The organism is Streptomyces soli (assembly GCF_003999195.1).
In the GTDB taxonomy this organism is placed as follows: Bacteria; Actinomycetota; Actinomycetes; order Streptomycetales; family Streptomycetaceae; genus Actinacidiphila; species Actinacidiphila soli.
The window spans coordinates 1-2,761 of record NZ_RJVR01000301.1; the positions used below are offsets into that span (position 1 = coordinate 1).

Sequence of the window (2,761 nt, forward strand, 5' to 3'; positions counted from 1 at the left end):
CAGACTCGACCGGCACACCGCCGATCACCAGGAAGAATCCTCCGCCGCACTGGCGGCTTGATCAACCCCCGAAGGATTTCCGGAACGGACCACTTAGCACGCTGTCGCGGTCGGTCAGGCCGACCGCGTCCCCGGTCCACTGCGCCACCTGCAGGTAGACGAGCGAGCAGGACAGTGCCAGCCCGAAGGCGTCCCAGGGGGAGAAGTGGAACAGCAGGCTGGTGTCGCTCAGCGCGGCCAGCCGCTTCGCGGCGGAGGGATGCGTGCGGCGCAGCAGCGGCCGGCGGGGCGCGGTCCGCTCGATGCCGTGCTGCGCGGCGAACAGGCGCCGCAGCGAGTGGGCGCCACGCGTCCACATCGCGACCCGGGCGTCCGCGTACAGCTCGCGGCTGCGCAGTACCGCGCCGACGGCGTGGGCGACTGTGACCGCGAGAGCGCACTGGGCGGCGATGAGCAGCGTCTGGAAGATCGCACTGCTCGGCAGCAGCACCCAGCCGACCAGCAGGGCGAAGGGCGCCGTGACAGCCATCGGGACTGCCACCGCGAAGACGAACAGCCGGTGGCAGATGAGGGTGAGGAAGGCGATGTCGACATCGCGGTTGCGCAGGTGCGCCAGTTCGTGCAGGACGATCGCGCGAAACGCCTCGGGATCGATGCCATGCAGACGCAGCAGGCCGCCACCGAGCATCACATGGCGCCGGCCGACCCTTCCGAAGGCGAGTCCGGTGGGGCGCTGGTCCCGCAGGTCGACGACGAAACGCACCGGGCACCGCAGTTCGGCGAGTGCCATCAGTTCGGTGAGCGTGTGCTGGATGTCCGGGTACATGTCAGGCCGGAAGGGCCGCAGTCGGCGGCGGCGCAGCCGGTAGACCGGCAGCAACCAGTAGGTGATGCCGACGGCCAGCCACAGCGCGGCGAAGGCCGCCATCTCCACGGTGCTCCCGCCGCCGATGTCCGGAAACTCGCAGCGGCGGGCGAACGCCGCGGGATCGGACGCGACCTCGGTGAAGTTCTTTGACGCGCAGTCGAGAGCCTCGGTCAGGGAGCCCACGCTGCCGCCGCCGAGCGTGAAGTACGCCGCCGTGCTGGCCAGCGCGCCGAGTTCCGTCGCCATCGCCACCGACGTACTCAGAATCAGCAACGCGAACCGCAGGGACGTGCCGGACGGCAGACGGAACGGGTGCTGCACCCCCACCGGGCCGCCGGCCCCCACCCCGCTCCAAACCCCAGTCACGATGGGCCGTCCTCCCTGCCGCCGCTGCTCCCGGACTGACCGCCGTCCCCCGGAGCACCTGCGTCCCAGCCGGCGACGACCCCGCCCAGGACAGCGTCGGCGAGGAGTCGTGCCTGGTCCGGCGGCAGGCCCAGCGCGACTGCGTGGTCGTAGGCGACGCGCCGCAGCAGTTCCAGGTCCGCGGGCCCTCGTCCCCCCGGCGCAGCAGACCGCGCGGCGTTCAGTGCGGCGTACGGGTTGTCCGCGTCATCGGCCGGGGCGCCGTCCGTACGGTCGTCCGCCCGCGCCCGGCGCCTTCGCCACCAGCCCCGTCTGTGCGCCTCGCGCACGCGGTCGGTGGCGATGTTCCCGACGACCGACGCCGCGACCGGCAACGCGAACAACGTCCACGAGCCGACGGCGAGAGCGTCGATACCGATGCCCAGCGGCTCCGCCCGTGCCTTCCAGGACGTTCGCACCGGATCCTCGAAGTAGGCGTCAGCCGTCTCCTCGAAGAACGCCATCTCCTGCGGAGCCAGCCGCCGCACGGCCTCACGGGCCAACTCCCGAGTCCGCTCCCTCTCGCTGCCTTGCAACGCACTCACCAGCGGGCCCCGTCCCCTTCGTCGTCAGTCGCGTCAACCGGAGTATTCCCCCCAACTCTCTTTGTTCTCAAGACTGGGTGGGCTGCGACGCCAGCGCAGACCCGGCCGTGCCGCAGGCCTTCGCCGGACCCGCCGCACCGGTACCGGCGCCGGAATCTCTGTTCACAGGCCGCCCGGCTGAGCATCACGGCATGACTCCTGACACCACGCAGCAGCCCGCCCCTGCATCAGCCCCCCAGACGCCCGCAGCTCAGCTGCCGGTCCGCTCGGCGAGCACGGCCAGGCCGTCAACGTCGCGGCATCCGGCGCCGCAGAAGGCCACCCCGACCCCCGCCGCAGCCCTGGCCGCCGCGGTGGATCCGCGGTTCGCGAACGGGCCGCTGGCCGTCGTCGACGTCGAGGATGGTCAGGTGTCGGCGTACTGCGCCGGCGGCCTGGTCCTGGATATCCCTGCCAAGTCCATCCCGGCGCTGGTCGACTGGACGCTGTCGGAGGCCAGGCTGGGGGCGCCCAAGCTGAGCGGGCGGGGCAAGGACGCTGACCCGCTGATCGTGCTCAGCGAGGCCGCGTGCGAGCGTTACGGCCTGCCGCTCCATCTCAGCGAGGAGGAGCGCCTGTCCGGGCGGCTGCCGGAGGGCCACAAGGTCATCAAGCAGTTGGCGCGGGCGGACTGGCAGCTGACGAAGCGCGGGTTCGGGCCGTGGGCGCGGATCTACCGTCCGGCGCAGGGCGGGCAGCGCATGTGCGTGCAGCTGTGCATCCCGGGCTGGGACGCCCTCGACACCCGGCACTGGGCCGGTGCCGGGCAGCTTCCGTCGGCGGAACTCGCCCGCCTGCTGGGCACCTATGCGACCCGGGTGATGACGCCGCGCGGCTCCACCGCCGTGACCGGCCTGGAGCTGATGACCGCCCTGCACCCGCCCACGCGGGCCAGCGAGCCGGA

Annotated in this window: 2 protein-coding genes and 1 pseudogene; 1 reads left to right on the plus strand and 2 read right to left on the minus strand. The window is 72.1% G+C overall.

All coding sequences use genetic code 11. The annotated features are described in order from the left end of the window. Positions 1-61: 61 nt before the first annotated feature. Both EFK10_RS33940 and EFK10_RS33945 read right to left on the minus strand, forming a co-directional pair. Positions 62-1,234 carry a M48 family metalloprotease gene (locus EFK10_RS33940; RefSeq protein WP_127359490.1) on the minus strand — a complete coding sequence of 391 codons (1,173 nt, stop codon included), beginning with the start codon at positions 1,232-1,234 and terminating at the stop codon, positions 62-64. Then, positions 1,231-1,692 carry a hypothetical protein gene (locus tag EFK10_RS33945; protein WP_407647209.1) on the minus strand — a complete coding sequence of 154 codons (462 nt, stop codon included), beginning with the start codon at positions 1,690-1,692 and terminating at the stop codon, positions 1,231-1,233. The genes EFK10_RS33940 and EFK10_RS33945 overlap by 4 nt, the downstream gene beginning before the upstream one ends. On the opposite strand from EFK10_RS33945, the pseudogene EFK10_RS33950 reads away from it, so the two are divergent. Next, a pseudogene (locus EFK10_RS33950) lies at positions 1,671-2,761 on the plus strand (telomere-associated protein Tap); the annotation flags it as partial. The gene EFK10_RS33945 and the pseudogene EFK10_RS33950 overlap by 22 nt on opposite strands.